Origin of the sequence: Acinetobacter sp. RW6 (genome assembly GCF_041956835.1) — a bacterium.
Lineage (GTDB): Bacteria > Pseudomonadota > Gammaproteobacteria > Pseudomonadales > Moraxellaceae > Acinetobacter > Acinetobacter calcoaceticus.
Map to the genome: position 1 here is coordinate 1,798,067 of NZ_CP167121.1, position 15,371 is coordinate 1,813,437.

Here is a 15,371-nt window from a genome sequence, read left to right on the forward strand (position 1 = left end):
TTTAATGAACTCTAGCTTGTCGTTATTGCACCCGTATCCATTTGAAAAGTTAAACCAGCTTTTTAAGGATATCACTCCTGCTAATCTCCCCTTGATTCCACTATCAATTGGTGAACCTAAGCACCCAGCACCAGAGTTTGTTAAACAAGCAATTATTGATAACTTTAATCATTTATCGACTTATCCGAATAGTAAGGGTTTGCCAGAGCTTCGCCAAAGTATTGCAGAGTGGTTAACCAAGCGCTTCAAACTGAATAGCATTAGTGCAGAAAATCATATTTTACCCGTATCAGGTACGCGTGAAGGGATTTTCTCATTTGTTCAGGCGCTCATTAACCGTGAAGACGCGCCGTATGTAGTAATGCCGAATCCGTTTTATCAAATTTATGAAGGTGCAGCTCTACTCGCTGGTGCAAAACCTTATTTCATCAATTGCACAGAAGAAAATGGCTATTTAGGTGATTTTGATGCTGTACCGGCAGAAGTATGGGAAAAAACCGCCCTTCTTTTTGTATGTACACCAGGTAACCCAACAGGCACAGTACTTTCTAAAGAGCAATTCAAAAAGTTAATTGCCTTGTCCGATCAATATAATTTTGTTATTGCTTCTGACGAATGCTATTCAGAACTTTGGTTCGATCAAGCACCTACAGGTTTGCTAGAAGTTTGTGCAGAACTTGGTCGTGATGACTATAAAAACTGTGTCGTATTCCATTCACTTTCTAAACGCTCAAACTTACCGGGTTTACGCTCAGGTTTTGTTGCTGGTGATGCAGAATTATTAAAACCATATTTGCAGTATCGTACTTATCATGGTGCAGCAATGCCTGTTCAACATCAGCTTGCATCAATTGCAGCATGGAATGATGAGAACCATGTTGAAGAAAACCGTAAGCAATATCGTGCAAAATTTGATTTATTCCAAACTGAACTAGGTCACTTATTACCTCTGCAAAAGCCAGATGCTGGTTTTTATTATTGGTTAAAAGTTGATAACGATGAAACTTTTGCCAAGATGTTAATGGAAAAAGCACATATTAAGGTTTTACCTGGCCGTTATTTATCTCGTGACACAGATCAAGGTAACCCTGGGGAAAATCATGTGCGCATGGCTTTAGTTGCCGATTTAGCGCAATGCGAAGAAGTGGTTAAGCGTTTAAAAGCAATTCTCTAAGCATAAGTAAATTGTACAGCCTTTAGTAATATTAAAGGCTGTACACTACATTAACTATAAATAACCAGCAGTACTGCGAAAAATATAAAAGCCAAACTAGAGCAATAATATAGGCCCTTAGCAGAACGTTTAATCTGTTCTAGAACCCGATTTTGAAGCAATAAGCGAACCAACAATAAGTTCCAACCAAGCACCACTCCAGTCATCCATGTACTCATTAGCAATTTTTGAAACAGACTAAAGTCATTTTGAATGAGCAACATTAAGCTGCTATAAAACATAATATTTTTCGGATTAAGAAGACTAGATTGTATTCCTAACATTAAGCTCTTAACTTTATCCTGCTGTCGATGCTCTTGATCCATCAAACCATTTTTTTCAATAGCAAAAGTTAAGGTGCCAGAACGAGCAGCACTAAAACAAAGGTAGCTCAAATAAACCAAATACCCCGCCCCAAGCCATTTAAGTACTAAAAGAATGTCCGTACTCAAATTTCCAAGCACCATAAATCCAAACATACACGCCATCAAAATCAAGGCATTACCAAAAGTAATTCCCACAATGACGCCATATGTATAGCGCGAACCCTTTTGCAAAAGACTGGTGAGAATCAGAAAGAAGTCAGGTCCCGGAGATAACAAAGCTAAAAAATGGGTAAAGGCAATAACTAAAAAAACTTCCATAACGGTTTCATCTGTAAAACAGTATGGAATAGCTTAAAAATAGAGAAAAATAATTTCTTGTAAATTATTGCGCAGCAACGAGTTGGAACTGACGAGGAGTGATTCCTGTATGGGCTTTGAAAGCTTTATGAAAATGGCTCTGATCACTAAAGCCTAAATTTACAGCCAGCTCTGCGAGTGGAATGCCTTGTTTTAATTGTGCTCTGGCCTGATTAATCTTTAAATTAATTTGAAATGCATGGGGTGTTAAGCCCACATTCGCTTTAAATAGGCGAATGATTGCATATCGACTAAGGCCAACCTGCTCTGCAAGCTCTTCTAAAGAAATAAATCGTTCGGATGATTTAATAATATGAATTAAGTCTAAAAAGCTTTCATACAAATATTGAGTTTTCTGTATTTTTTCTAATATAAAATGAGGTAATAACAACTGTGTAAGGCAATAGATAAGCGACTGTTCTTTTTCGAGAATTAATTTTTGAGAATCAAATAAAGTTTCATTCATATCAGAAAAAGCCTGATATAAATTTTCATCTTTAATAATGAGAGGTCTATGCTGGGGCAAATTTAAATCAAAGCCCTCTTTTTGAAACTCGGCATACCATTGATTAAGCCAAGATATATCCAGATGCAACATCTGGTAACTCCAAGCCTGATCAGGCAGCGGGTTACAAGAATGTTCAATGTGGGCAGGCACAATGACTAATGTGCCGGCAGAAATATTTTGTGCTGTACCAAATGAGCTTTGAAAAACGCTATTCCCTTCGTCTATAGCTCCAATTGAAAATGTTGGATGACTATGAGGCTTATAACATGTTCGGCTAAAACAAGACCTTCTGGTTTCAACATAAGGCATTCGCCCATCTTGCCAAAACTCAAAAGCTTGGGGAATAGCGTTCATTGAATTCATTAACTTGCTAATGCTTTTTCAATATCAGCTTCTAAAGCTTCTGGTTTAGTCGTAGGAGCATAGCGGTTTAACACTGCGCCATCTCTTCCCACTAAAAATTTGGTAAAGTTCCATTTAATCGTACTACTACCCAAAATACCTTTAGCTTCACGTGTTAAATATCTAAAAATCACATGGGCTTCTGGTCCTTTTACATCAACTTTTGCAAACATCGGGAATTTCACCCCATAGTTGCGCTGACAGAACGTACCGATTTCTTTATTGTTACCTGGATCTTGCCCCCCAAACTGGTTGCAGGGAAAACCTAAAACTTCCAAACCTTGATCTTTATATTTCTCATAAAGTTTTTCAAGGCCAGCAAATTGTGGTGTAAAACCACATTTACTCGCAGTATTTACAATTAGTAAAACTTTACCTTTGTAATCAGCTAATTGCTTAACTTCACCCTCTAACAGTTCAGCTTCAAACTGATAAATATTACTCATGGATAGGTTTCCTCATCATTTTTTTCTTGTGATTTCAGTTGTAATGATGCCGAGTTTACACAATAGCGCAAACCAGTCGGCTGTGGTCCATCTTCAAAAACATGCCCTAAATGGGCTTCGCAATCATGACAAACAATTTCAGTTCTGACCATACCATGCGATAAATCGTCATGTTCTTCAATTGCAGTTGGCTCAATCGGTTTAAAGAAGCTAGGCCAACCACAACCACTGTCATATTTAGTATCTGATGAGAACAATTCTGCGCCGCAGCAACGGCAGACATAGGTACCATGTTGCTTAGTATTCCAGTATTGCCCCGTAAATGCAGGCTCAGTGCCCTTTTGTCGTGTAATCCGATACTCTTCTGGTGATAACTCTCTTTGCCATTCCCGGTCTGTTTTATTGACTTTTCCCATGACATGCACCTTTATTCTGATGTAAACATTTCTGATGATTGAGTTTTTATATTTACGCCATTCATCACAAAAACACTAGTCTCTGAACGTAAAATTTGTTGGAATTTAATCATCTAAGCAATAGAAAGCAAAAAGTAAGCAAAATTCAAAATCAAAAGTAAGCAAATTTATGTTTTATTTTCTTCCAAGGAAGCAAAGATGGTGCTATTCTTGTTTGGCACGGTTGTATAGGACAAAACATGTCTCAGAAAAAAAGTGTGCTTTTCCAGCAACTATTACCAGTTATCAAACAGTATCAGCAATCGGGCTTTACCCATGAAAAAATTGTTGAATTACTAAAAGATCAACACGATCTGAATTTGGTAACAGTTAAAACATTTAAAAGTTATTTATACCGATATGCAAAAGTGAATCCAGCTATGTCTAAAAATACTGCTACCCTCCAATCCATGCCAACTTCTAGAGAAATAAAGAAATCATCGAAGCTTGAGTATGTTTGTTATGACATTCGCGGACCAGTATTACGAGCCGCCAATGAAATGGAAGAGCAAGGACATAAAATCATTAAGCTAAATATTGGCAACCCTGCTCCATTTGGTTTTGAAGCCCCACAAGAAATTATTAATGACGTTGCTTTAAACCTACCAAATGCAATTGGTTATGTTGACTCAAAAGGTATCTTTCCAGCACGTAAAGCTATCTGCCAGTATTACCAACAAAAAGGCATTCTAAATATGCACGTGAATGACGTGTATATCGGTAATGGCGTATCTGAACTTATTGTCATGGCTATGCAAGGCCTATTAGATGATGGCGATGAAATGTTGATTCCAATGCCGGATTATCCGCTTTGGACAGCAGCTGTTAATCTTTCAGGTGGTACAGCAATCCACTATAAATGTGATGAAGAAAATAGCTGGTATCCAGATATTGCTGATATTGAAAGTAAAATTACGCCGAACACACGCGGTATTGTCATTATTAACCCGAACAACCCGACTGGTTCAGTATATCCACGTCATGTGCTTGAACAAATTGTCGCAGTTGCAAAGAAACATGACTTAATTTTATTTGCTGACGAAATTTACGACAAAATTATTTATGACGGCATTGAACATGTTTCGGTGGCGTCATTAGCGGGTGACCAGCTATGCGTATCTTTTAATGGCTTGTCAAAAGCTTATCGTATTGCAGGTTTCCGTTCAGGATGGATGGCAATTACTGGTGACAAAAGCCGTGCTGCTGACTATATCGAAGGTTTAGATATGTTGGCATCTATGCGCCTATGTGCAAACGTTCAAGCTCAATATGCGATTCAAACCGCGCTCGGAGGATATCAATCAATTAATGACCTGATTCGTCCGGGTGGTCGTTTATACGAACAGCGTAATATTGCTTGGGAAATGCTAAATGAAATTCCAGGGGTAAGCTGCGTGAAACCAGAGGGAGCAATGTACTGTTTCCCTCGCCTCGATCCCAACATCTATCCAATTGAAGATGACGAAAAGTTAATGCTTGATTTGTTACGTGCAGAAAAAGTGTTATTGGTGCAAGGTACGGGCTTTAATTGGCCAACTCCAGATCATTTCCGCGTGGTTTTCTTACCTGCTGAAAATGAATTACGAGAAGCAATTACTCGCTTAGGTCGTTTCTTAGCCAACCGTCGTTAAAAAAATGCATATCAAAAAAGGCATCTTAAATTGGATGCCTTTTTTGATAATTCTATTTTATTATTTAAAAAAATAATTATCGCAAATCCTTTCACCTTTCTACCCATTCAAGAATAACACTTTGAAGTTAAATGTTTTTCATTGGAAATTTAATTCTTTTAATCTTTAAATTCACCGTAATAATTCATTTATATATTTTTTACCATACGTTTAAATTTGTGTGTAATTCCGCATTTTCCTCAATCTTTATTATGCAAAAAATGCATGGATCAATATATTTTTGCATTTCACACTGCTTCAAAATCGAGCAACAATCCCCTTCCATAACAACATCACCATATTCGATTCGGTTAAACAGATACAGATATCTAGGAAGATAAAATCGGTAGAACGACCGGACTGAACTAACAAGGAAAGCTTTCAATCATTCAAATCCCATCAAAGAATGATTGAATCAAATGGATAGAGGTTCATATGAAGCAAAAGAAATTGCTCAAGTATATTGTTATTGCTATTTTACTCGGCATACTAACAGGTTGGATTTGTCACCATTTTTTCAATGAAGGTGAACAACTGAAGCAAATCGCTTCTTATTTCAGCATTATTTCAGACATCTTTTTACGCTTAATCAAAATGATTATTGCTCCATTAGTATTTGCCACAATTGTTTCAGGCATTGTATCAATGGGGAAATCTACATCAATTGGAAGTATTACACTTAAGTCAATGACTTGGTTTATTACTGCTTCGTTTGTATCGCTTGCAATCGGTATGGGTTTAGCTAACTTCTTCCAACCTGGTGCAGCTTTAGACTTAGCACTACCAACAGCTCAACAACTTAGTGGCGCTTCTCTCCCAGCGACCACTGGCTTTACACTACAATCATTCTTAAGCCATGTTTTCCCACGCAGCATTGCAGAAGCAATGGCCAACAATGACATCCTCCAAGTACTCGTTTTCTCAATCTTCTTTGGCTCAGCTCTTGCTTTTGTAAATCAAGATAAAGAAAAAGACTCTGTCATTATCCGTTTGACTGAAGAACTTAGCAAGATCATGTTCCGTATTACCGATTACGTCATGATGTTCGCCCCTTTTGCAGTATTTGCTGCAATCGCTTCAGCAATTACGGTACAGGGGTTAGGCTTGATTGTTGACTACGGTATTTTAATCGCTGAGTTCTACTTCGGTCTTCTGTTGCTTTGGATTATTTTGTTCTCTGTTGGTGCAATCGTACTTAAAAAAGATATTTTCCGCTTAGGCAAATTAATTCGCGAACCTGTAACGCTTGCTTTTGCTACAGCTTCAAGTGAATCTGCCTACCCTAAAGTAATGGATGCACTAAATAAATTTGGTGTGCCTAAAAAAGTGACTAGCTTTGTATTACCTTTGGGTTATTCATTCAACCTAGATGGTTCAATGATGTACACCACGTTTGCAGTACTGTTTATTGCTCAAGCTTACAACATCGATCTTAGCTTCACTCAACAAATCTTAATTCTGTTAACGCTTATGGTGACAAGTAAAGGTATTGCGGGTGTATCACGAGCTTCTATCGTCGTTATTTCAGCAACACTTACCATGTTCCATTTACCTGAAGCAGGCATTCTCTTATTGCTTGGTATCGATCAGTTCCTTGATATGGGTCGTACTGCAACAAACGTAGTAGGTAACAGTATTGCTACTGCCGTAGTTGCTAAACTTGAAGGTGATAAAGTAGCTGACACTGAAGAGCTACCAGAGCCTGTATTAATTAAATCAACTCAAGAACAAACGACCGCTTAAGTTTCTCTTTTCTCCCACTCTCCCAACTTAAGAGCAATTTTATATGACCTTATAAAATTGCTCTTCTTTTTATTCTAAAATTAAACAATAAAAATTTATCTGTATTTTCATATTAAATAATGAACCAAATAATAGCTTTTAACTCCTATTAAATTTTTTTAAAGTAAACCTTAAAAAGAGAATAAAAATCACCCAAACAGAATTTATATTCTTAAAAATAAGCATCAAGTGATTAAATTTTAATTCATTTTATTACAACTTAATTATATTAAACTATTGTAATTATTATTTAGTTTCCCTACTAAAAAATTTATATAATTTTATTTATAAATAATAAACTTTGTAATCAACACTATATAAGTACCAAATGGTAAATAAGACCCCTACCACACCCATTATTTTTTAATTTTATAAAGATGAAAAAATCATTTGCTTTCTTTATATTAAAAAGCAAACAAATCGAGATAAATTAGAAAAACTTAATAGATTTTTTATTTTATTCATGATATTTATTAACGCTGAATAAAAGCAATGACTAAGTAATTGTTGGTGAAACAAAATGCTATTCAGGGATGCTTATTATTCAGCAAGTTACGAATATGTTTTACATGGTATGTATTTTGCTTAGGAAAAGCAGACATATTCGACAAACTTTTTTTACTTTCGTCACTTCATAAGGATATTTTCGATGTTGACTAAAACTGTTAAATCTTTAGGTTTAGCGATGGGCTTATTGGCCTGCTCTCTCCCACTTTACGCAAAAAACAATGTAGTTGTTGTTGCCACTGGCGGTACTATCGCAGGTGCTGGCGCAAATTCAACAAACAGTGCAACTTACACTGCTGCGAAAGTTCCAGTTGATGCCTTAATTAATGCAGTTCCACAAATCAAAGATTTGGCGAATGTAACTGGTATTCAGGCATTACAGGTCGCTTCTGAAAGTATTACTGACAAGGAATTATTACAAATTGCTCGTCAAGTAAATGAGCTGGTAAAAAAACCATCTGTTAACGGTGTTGTGATTACTCACGGTACAGATACTTTAGAAGAAACAGCATTTTTCTTAAATCTGGTTGTTCACACTGATAAACCGATTGTTATTGTTGGTTCAATGCGCCCTTCAACTGCTCTTTCAGCAGATGGCCCACTTAACCTTTATAGTGCAGTTGCTTTAGCAGCTTCTGATGATGCAAAAAATAAAGGCGTTATGGTTCTCATGAACGACTCTATTTTTGCTGCGCGTGATGTAACTAAAGGCATTAACATTCATACAAATGCTTTTGTTAGCCAATGGGGTGCTTTAGGTACATTAGTTGAAGGCAAGCCATACTGGTTCAGACAGTCTGTAAAACGTTTTACAAATGCTTCAGAATTTAATATTGAAAATATTAAAGGTGATGCACTTCCAATGGTACAGATCGTTTATGGCTCAGACTCTATGCTTCCAGATGCTTATGAAGCATATGCAAAAGCTGGCGCTAAAGCGATTATCCATGCAGGTACTGGTAACGGTTCAGTTGCGAACTATATCGTACCAACTTTACAAAATCTTCACGACAAGAACGGTATTCAAATTATCCGTTCATCACGTGTTCCACAAGGTTTTGTAGTGCGTGATGCAGAACAACCTGACTCTAAATATGGCTGGGTAGCAGCACATGATTTAAATCCTCAGAAAGCGCGTCTTCTTGCAGCATTAGCTCTTACCAAGACTACCGATGCTAAAGAAATTCAACGCATGTTCTGGCAGTACTAAGTTTTTCAACCAGCTCAAACCTAGATGTTTGAGCTGGTCATATTTTATAAAAATAATGTCTTTTATATTAAATCTGTACAATAGTTGTTCAACTCATTCTTCTTAAATAATAAAATCCTTAACAGTTTGCCAAAATATTAACCATTTCCTTTTAACTTTGCGTGTTAAACTATGCTGTGGTCGCATTAAGGATTGGTTTATGCAGTTTGTTCATCTAGGTATTTATACAGAATTTTCGATTACAGAGTCGATAGTTCGCATACCTGACTTGGTCAATGCTGCGGTTAAAGACCAAATGCCTGCGTTGGCATTAACTGATCTCTCTAACCTCCATGCGGCGGTAAAATTTTATAATTCTTGTTTAAAAAAAGGAATTAAGCCGCTTTTAGGTAGCACAATTCGCCTTGATGATGCTCAACATCGTGTCACCTTACTTGCAATGAGTGATGTTGGGTGGAAAAGTCTCACCGAAATCGTTTCACGCGGCTTTATTGAAGGACAACAGCTCAGTATTCCATGTGTACAAAAAGAATGGGTACTTGAACAGCATCAAGATATTATCGTTTTACTTGGCCAGCATAGTGATGTTGGTCAGATGCTTTGCTCATCTAACCCTCAAAAAGCTGCTCCCCTTTTAGAAGCATGGCTCGAAAAGTTTGGTAACCGTGTTTATCTTGCTTTAACACGTACTGACCGTCCAGGTGAAGAAGACTTTATTCAAGAAGCAGCTAAGCTTGCTGCTCAATATAATGTTGGTGTAGTTGCACATAATGATGTGCACTTTGTAGAAAAAGAAGATTTCGAGGCACACGAAGCACGTGTTTGTATCGCTGATGGTTATGTATTAGCAGATAATCGCCGTCCACGGACGTATAGCCCAGAGCAGCACTTTAAAACCTCAGATGAAATGATCGAATTGTTTTCCGATATTCCTAGTGCTATCGAGAACACCTATCATATTGCTAAACGCTGCAACGTTAAACTACAACTCGGTACTTACTTTTTACCTGACTATCCAATTCCAGATGGTTTTACCATCGACACTTATTTTGAACATTTATCTAAAGTAGGTTTGGAAGAGCGCTTAAATTATCTTTACCCTGTTGAAAAACGTGGCGAGGACTGGGCAGAGATTCGTAAGCCTTACGATGAACGAATTGATTATGAAGTCGGTATTATCCTGAAAATGGGTTTCCCAGGATACTTCCTCATCGTCATGGACTTTATTCAATGGGCAAAAAATAATGGTGTTCCTGTAGGGCCAGGTCGTGGTTCAGGTGCAGGTTCTTTAGTCGCATATAGCTTAAAAATTACTGACCTTGATCCACTTCGTTACGATCTACTCTTTGAACGTTTCTTAAACCCAGAACGTGTATCGATGCCTGACTTTGACGTCGATTTCTGTATTGCTGGACGTGACCGCGTCATTGATTATGTATCACGTACTTATGGTCGCGAAGCCGTTTCACAAATTGCAACTTTCGGAACCATGGCAGCAAAAGGTGCAATCCGTGATGTTGCACGTGTATTAGGTAAATCTTACGGTTTAGCTGACCGTATTTCAAAAATGGTGCCTACCAAACCGCTCGGTGTGGACTTAGCTACCGCTATTGATATGGAACCTCAGCTTAAAGATATTGTGACCAACCCATCTAACCCAGATAACGACGATGCAAGCGAAATCTGGGAAATGGCATTAAAATTAGAAGGTGTAACCCGAAATACTGGTAAACATGCCGGAGGTGTAGTCATTGCACCAGGTAAAATTACCGATTTCTCGGCTGTACTTTGTGATGCAGATGGGACGAACCGTGTTGCTCAATATGATAAAGACGATGTAGAAGCAGCAGGTCTGGTCAAATTCGACTTCTTGGGCTTACGTAACTTAACCGTTATTGAAGACGCGATCCAAAATATTAATAAAAACCGCGACAGTAATGATCAGCTCAATATCTTGCATGTTCCTCTAGACGACGCTAAAGCATATTCTGTCTTTGCCGATGCAAATACGACAGCGGTATTCCAGTTTGAATCCGTCGGCATGAAACGGATGCTTAAAGAAGCACGCCCAAGCAAATTCGAAGAAATTATTGCGTTCGTATCATTGTATCGTCCAGGTCCAATGGACCTGATTCCTGACTTTATTCACCGTATGCATGGTGGAGATTTTGAATATCTTCATCCCCTTCTTGAAGGTGTATTAGAACCAACATACGGCATTATGGTTTATCAGGAACAAGTTATGCAGGCTGCACAGATCTGTGCAGGTTACACGTTAGGCGGCGCAGACTTATTACGCCGTGCAATGGGTAAAAAGAAACCTGAGGAAATGGTTAAGCAACGCCAAATTTTCCTAGAAGGTGCTGCTGAAAAAGGGATTGATGAAAGCACAGCCAACCATATCTTTGACTATATGGAAAAGTTTGCAGGCTATGGATTTAACAAATCTCACGCCGCTGCTTATGCACTCGTTGCCTACCATACAGCATGGTTGAAAGCTCATTACCCTGCTGAATTTATGGCAGCGGTAATGACATCGGAAATGCAAAACACAGACAGTGTTGTATTCTTGATTGATGACTGTCGAAATAATAATCTTGATGTCTTACCGCCCTCGGTCAACATGTCGACTTATCACTTCCATGCGAGTAATGATAAAACGATTGTTTACGGCTTAGGTGCAATTAAAGGCGTCGGCGAACAAGCAATGCAGTCAGTTATTGACTCTCGTCGACAATATGGCCCTTATACAGATCTATTCGATTTTTGCCACCGTATTGATTTAAAGAAAATCAATAAGCGTACTCTTGAAGCTTTAATTCGTGCGGGTGCACTCGATTGCCTAGGTATTGAACGTGCAAGCTTAATGGCTCAATTGCCTGAAGCTGTTCAAGCTGCTGAACAAGCGCGAAGTAACCGTGAAAGCGGTATTATGGATTTATTTGGTGAAGTTGAAGAAGTTCAGCGTAAACCAGCTAAGCCTGTTAAACCGTGGAGTGATGAAGTTCGTCTAAAAGGCGAAAAAGATACGCTTGGTTTATATTTAACGGGCCATCCAATTGATGTTTACCGACAAGAACTCAAAGCTTTTATTCCTGTAAAACTGAACGAAATTACAGCTACGCGTCGTGGCGTTACAACGGTTTATGCAGGTTTGGTCATTGATGTCGCAAACTTTCCGAACCGAGTTGTTATTGTACTTGATGATGGTACGGCACGTATTGAAGTCAGCTGTAATCATGAGCGCTTCCAACGTTTTAAAGATATCGTTCAAGTGGAACGTGTTGTAGTTTTCGAAGGCGAAATCTATGAGCGTGAAGGCTTTGATCGTCCAATGGGACGTTTAACCAAAGCTTTCACCTTAAATGAAATACGACAAAAACGTGCTAACAGTATTCAAATCAAATTAACAGAAGAGTTCATGCAACCAACATTGGCAAAAGATCTGCAAAACATGATCTTGCCATTTTGCAATGTAGATATGCATCAACATATCGCTCTACAGTTACAGATTGATCAACCCTATGCTCAAGCCGAGCTTCAGTTTGGTCCGCAATGGAAAGTCGCTCCTCTAGATGAATTACTTGCTAAACTCAGAGATTATTTTGGTAAAGATAATATTTATATTGAATATCAAGTAAAGTCGAAAGCGGCTAAAGCAGCAGATCCTGTTCGTCCACATGCTGTTGCCTCTCCTCCTACGGGTATGTCTATGGACGATGCATTGGATTTATACCAAAGCGAAGTTTCTCAATATTCGTAATTTCTGGAAATCTTATGAGTTCGTTTGACCACACCACCGTGTCAAAACAATTAGCACAAGTGCGTATTGTCATGGTAAATACAACTTTGCCTGCTAATATTGGCAGTGCTTTACGTGCCATGAAAACAATGGGACTAATTAAATTAGTTCTCGTAGCACCTAAAACATATCCTCATCCAGATATACAAGCGCTTGCTGCTGGTGCCCAAGATTTATTTGAGCACCTTGAGATTGTAGACACCTTAGAAGATGCGATTAAAGATTGCCATTTGGTTTTTGGAACAAGTGCACGTAGTCGCACCATTCCTTGGCCTTTACTGGATGTGCGACCTGCAGCTAAAGAAGCCATTAAAGCAACTGCTCAAGGACAACAAATTGCGATTGTTTTTGGTCGCGAAGATCGTGGTTTAACTAACGAAGAATTAGCGCTAGCAAATTACCATTTAACGATTCCTGTAAATCCGGACTATGGCGTATTAAATGTTGCGCAAGCGATTCAAGTCGTATGTTATGAGCTTCGAATGTCTGCTCTGGAACAAGACAAAGTCGATCAGAATGTAGATGAAATGCCATTAGTGCAAGGCCAAAGCATGCAATGGGATGAACCTTTGGTTACTCAGCAGCAAATGGAAGAGTTTTATCCTCACCTAGAAAAAATGCTGACTGAAATTGAATTTTTAGATCCAGAGAATCCACGTTTATTGCCTTTACGCTTGCGTCGTCTGTTTGGTCGTATACAATTAGATCGTATGGAATATCATTTACTGCGCGGTATTTTTAGTCGTGTGCAAGCTCTGACAAGTGGTAAATGGAAAAAAGCATTATCTGACAAGGAGGATCAACCCAATGCTTAAGCAGCTTAAAGAAGATATAAAGGCTGTATTTGCGCGAGATCCTGCTGCCCGCAATACACTCGAAGTTCTTACGACTTATCCTGGCATTCATGCAATTATGATGCATCGTGTTGCACATGAATTATGGCAAAAAGATTGTAAAGGTGCAGCGCGCCTACTTTCTTCATTTAGCCGTTTTGCAACAGGAATCGAAATTCATCCGGGTGCTAAAATCGGTAAGCGTTTTTTTATTGATCATGGTATGGGTGTTGTGATTGGTGAAACTGCTGAAATTGGCGATGATGTTACGCTTTATCATGGTGTTACCTTAGGCGGTACAACATGGAAGACCGGCAAACGTCACCCAACTTTAGAAGATGGTGTGGTGGTTGGTGCTGGCGCGAAAATTTTGGGCCCATTTACGGTAGGTAAAGGTGCTAAAGTTGGTTCAAATGCTGTAGTGACTAAAGCTGTTCCTGCTGGTGTAACTGCTGTTGGAAACCCTGCTCGCTATATCTATAAAGATACCGACAAGAACCAAGATAAAGATGAAGAACGTCGCCGTGATTATGCACAAAGTATTGGTTTTGCCCCATATGCGACAACTGCTGATCAGTCAGACCCTATTTTAGAAGGTATGCGCGTTTTGCTTGATCGTATTCAGAACAATGAAACGCGTATGAATAATTTATGCCAGCGTTTATCCGAGCTAGATCCTAGCTTCAAAAAAGAAAGCCAAGATGAACAACCTTTTAGTGATGAAGAGCTAAAAATTCTTGAAGAAGTGCGTCGTGAGTGTGGCGCACAAAACAAGATATCAAAAACGTAATATTCTTGATTCATAATGTAACACGCTTACTCTTGCATGTCGGTTTAGCTTTTCCTAGACTTACCACTACCAAATCTGACTTTACTAAAATGAACGGAAGATCCTATGAATTTTAAGCCTTTGGCATATATCATCCTTGCGACCTCAAGTTTAACAGCTTGTACAATGGCACCTGTAAAACAACAAAAAATTGAGCCTTTTGTTTTCAAGGAACCAGAGCTTACTCCTCCTTTTTATGCACTAAATCCTTTTAACTATGATCAACCGCCAGCATTTGAAGTTGCGTTAAAAGAAGCTGCTGCACAGCCGGTAACGAAAATGGTGGTTAATCGTCAAGATGACCCAACCAAACAGCTTACTCTCGACACCAATAAACTGATTGTTCCGACTGTAAATAACACACAGCGTTCAATGAAATATGCAGTTTTAGCTGGCGAGAATGAAATTGACGTTACAAGCATTGATGACTTCTTACAGTTAGTGGAAGGCAAAGCACGTCACTATCCACCTCGCTTTACTGACCGCCAAGAACGTAAAGGCTTCGAAAGTAAACTTAAAGAAGTAACACAGCAACTCGATACACTTGCTGCAAACCCAAATGCATCATTTGATATTTTACTTCGCGCTTTTAAAGCAAGTGTTCTTGCACGTAACCTTGATTTAGGTACTGCTCATACCACTAGATCTTTAGAATATGCTCAAAGACTTTTAAAAATTAATCCAGATGACGCGGAAGCAAACTTCTGGTTCGGTTTTGGCTTATCTGAAGGTGGTGGTCAACGCGAAGCGATTCCATATTTAGATAAAGCAATTAAAGGTAATGTTCAAGAAGCATATTTAGCTGCTGCAAATAACTATATTGCGATGGAGCAAAAGAAAAATGCGATCCAGACGCTTAAGAATTATAAAGTTAAATATCCAGATGAGTCGGAAATTGCTGATCGTTTAATTCAAGAAATTGAAAAACAAGGTCGTTGGAATGTATGGCAAGTTTTAACTAACCCTGCAATGTCTGCCACTACCCCTAGCACAACACCTAAAAAATAAGCGTAATTAGATAAAAAAGGGCT

At 38.5% G+C, this 15,371-nt stretch carries 12 protein-coding genes; 8 read left to right on the forward strand and 4 right to left on the reverse strand.

Features of this window, described 5'->3' with window-relative positions:
- Nucleotides 1–4 precede the first annotated feature (4 nt).
- Nucleotides 5–1,174, forward strand: coding sequence for a succinyldiaminopimelate transaminase (gene dapC, locus ACB088_RS08540; protein ID WP_026055603.1), 1,170 nt, complete (start codon nucleotides 5–7; stop codon nucleotides 1,172–1,174).
- A 50-nt stretch (nucleotides 1,175–1,224) separates the two neighbouring features.
- Here dapC and ACB088_RS08545 read toward each other — a convergent pair whose 3' ends face one another.
- From ACB088_RS08545 to msrB, 4 genes are all read right to left on the reverse strand, one after another.
- A complete protein-coding gene (locus ACB088_RS08545) occupies nucleotides 1,225–1,857 on the reverse strand; it encodes a LysE family translocator (RefSeq protein ID WP_375038642.1) in 633 nt (210 codons plus the stop codon).
- Nucleotides 1,858–1,921: 64 nt separating this feature from the next.
- Entirely contained in the window at nucleotides 1,922–2,767 is an 846-nt protein-coding gene (locus ACB088_RS08550; RefSeq protein ID WP_375038644.1) for an AraC family transcriptional regulator, read from the reverse strand.
- On the reverse strand, nucleotides 2,767–3,252 hold the full coding sequence (locus ACB088_RS08555; protein WP_003651303.1) for a glutathione peroxidase: 486 nt from the start codon (nucleotides 3,250–3,252) through the stop codon (nucleotides 2,767–2,769). The genes ACB088_RS08550 and ACB088_RS08555 overlap by 1 nt, the downstream gene beginning before the upstream one ends.
- The gene (msrB, locus tag ACB088_RS08560; protein WP_004792889.1) at nucleotides 3,249–3,668 is read right to left on the reverse strand and encodes a peptide-methionine (R)-S-oxide reductase MsrB; all 420 of its coding nucleotides are present in this window, start codon (nucleotides 3,666–3,668) and stop codon (nucleotides 3,249–3,251) included. The genes ACB088_RS08555 and msrB overlap by 4 nt, the downstream gene beginning before the upstream one ends.
- 239 nt (nucleotides 3,669–3,907) lie before the next feature.
- Here msrB and ACB088_RS08565 point away from each other — a divergent pair, with 239 nt between their 5' ends.
- The 7 genes from ACB088_RS08565 (at nucleotide 3,908) to ACB088_RS08595 (ending at nucleotide 15,348) form a co-directional block, all read left to right on the forward strand.
- On the forward strand, nucleotides 3,908–5,338 hold the full coding sequence (locus tag ACB088_RS08565) for a pyridoxal phosphate-dependent aminotransferase (protein WP_375038645.1): 1,431 nt from the start codon (nucleotides 3,908–3,910) through the stop codon (nucleotides 5,336–5,338).
- Between the two features lie 474 nt (nucleotides 5,339–5,812).
- The gene (locus tag ACB088_RS08570; RefSeq protein WP_375038646.1) at nucleotides 5,813–7,120 is read left to right on the forward strand and encodes a dicarboxylate/amino acid:cation symporter; all 1,308 of its coding nucleotides are present in this window, start codon (nucleotides 5,813–5,815) and stop codon (nucleotides 7,118–7,120) included.
- Nucleotides 7,121–7,808: 688 nt separating this feature from the next.
- Nucleotides 7,809–8,876, forward strand: coding sequence for a type II asparaginase (locus tag ACB088_RS08575; protein ID WP_045432880.1), 1,068 nt, complete (start codon nucleotides 7,809–7,811; stop codon nucleotides 8,874–8,876).
- Between the two features lie 199 nt (nucleotides 8,877–9,075).
- Nucleotides 9,076–12,639, forward strand: a complete 3,564-nt coding sequence (gene dnaE, locus ACB088_RS08580) for a DNA polymerase III subunit alpha (protein ID WP_375038647.1) — start codon at nucleotides 9,076–9,078, stop codon at nucleotides 12,637–12,639.
- 14 nt (nucleotides 12,640–12,653) lie between these two features.
- Entirely contained in the window at nucleotides 12,654–13,493 is an 840-nt protein-coding gene (locus tag ACB088_RS08585; protein WP_045432883.1) for an RNA methyltransferase, read from the forward strand.
- Nucleotides 13,486–14,301 carry a serine O-acetyltransferase gene (cysE, locus tag ACB088_RS08590; RefSeq protein WP_092705534.1) on the forward strand — a complete coding sequence of 272 codons (816 nt, stop codon included), beginning with the start codon at nucleotides 13,486–13,488 and terminating at the stop codon, nucleotides 14,299–14,301. Before ACB088_RS08585 ends, cysE begins: the two co-directional genes overlap by 8 nt.
- Before the next feature lie 105 nt (nucleotides 14,302–14,406).
- Nucleotides 14,407–15,348 (forward strand): ABUW_2363 family tetratricopeptide repeat lipoprotein, encoded by a 942-nt coding sequence (locus ACB088_RS08595; protein ID WP_199990671.1) that lies wholly within the window; start codon nucleotides 14,407–14,409, stop codon nucleotides 15,346–15,348.
- Nucleotides 15,349–15,371: the final 23 nt, after the last annotated feature.